This window comes from Brachybacterium sp. AOP25-B2-12, from assembly GCF_052378625.1.
Taxonomy (GTDB): domain Bacteria; phylum Actinomycetota; class Actinomycetes; order Actinomycetales; family Dermabacteraceae; genus Brachybacterium.
The window spans coordinates 1-948 of record NZ_JBQSXW010000070.1; the positions used below are offsets into that span (position 1 = coordinate 1).

The 948-nt window shown below is 65.9% G+C and carries 1 protein-coding gene; it reads right to left on the reverse strand.

Translation table 11 applies throughout. The annotated features are described in order from the left end of the window. Nucleotides 1-9 precede the first annotated feature (9 nt). Nucleotides 10-898, reverse strand: a protein-coding gene (locus ACT3TZ_RS15180) for an IS5 family transposase (protein ID WP_444584246.1) whose coding sequence is annotated in 2 segments (ribosomal slippage) — nucleotides 10-546 and nucleotides 548-898 — 888 coding nt in all. Because the reading frame shifts where the segments join, the coding sequence is not laid out codon by codon here. Between the last annotated feature and the right edge of the window lie 50 nt (nucleotides 899-948).

The following is a 948-nucleotide window of genomic DNA, read 5'->3' on the forward strand; positions in this document are numbered from 1 at the left end:
GGCACGTCTCTAAAGCAGGTGGTTGAGCCACTGGATCGTGGCTCTCAGAACAGTTCCAGCTCGGTAGGTCAGGGCGAGTTTGTCGTAGCGGGTGGCCAACCCGCGCCACTGCTTGACGTTGCTGTAGCCACGCTCGACGACGTTACGGCCGCGGTAGGCCTCGACGTCCAGGCCGACGGGCCGGCCCCCGCGCGACCCGCGGTTGCGACGGTGTTTCTGCTGGTCACTTGGTTCAGGGATCACGCACTTGATGCCGCGGCGGCGGAGTGTGGAACGGATAGCGCGGGAGGAGTAGGCCTTGTCGCCGCGCAGCATGTCCGGTCGGTTGCGGGGCCGACCGGGCCCGGCCCGACCTACCGACAGTGCATCCAGCAGCGGGCCAAACATCGGTGAGTCACCGGCCTGGCCGGGACCGCAGAGGATCACCAGCGGCAGGCCGTGGCCGTCGACGAGCTGATGGATCTTCGTCGACAGCCCGCCGCGGGAGCGGCCGAGCGCGTGATCAGGAGGTTCGGAGCGGAGATTCTTGTAGTTCCACAGTGCCCCCCGTGGTGCGCTCAAAGTTCGTCCCGTGCTGGTGAGCACGGCAGATCGTGGAGTCGACCGCGACCGACCAATCCAGTTTCCCCTCGGCATCAGCACGGACCAGCAGGGCGTCAAGGACCTGGTCCCAGATGCCGTCCTCGGCCCAAGCCCGGTGGCGTTTCCACACCGTCTGCCAGGGCCCGAACTCCTCGGGGAGGTCTCGCCAGGCGATCCCGCAGCGGTATCGGTAGATGATGCCCTCGATCACCTGGCGATGATCCCGCCTCGGACGACCTGACCAGGGCTTTTGAGCGGGCAGTAGAGGCTGGATAGTCTCCCACTGGGCGTCGGACAACACACTTCGTCGACTCATCCATCCAGAATCACGCACGACTGCGCACGAGCTTAGGAGACACGCCCTAG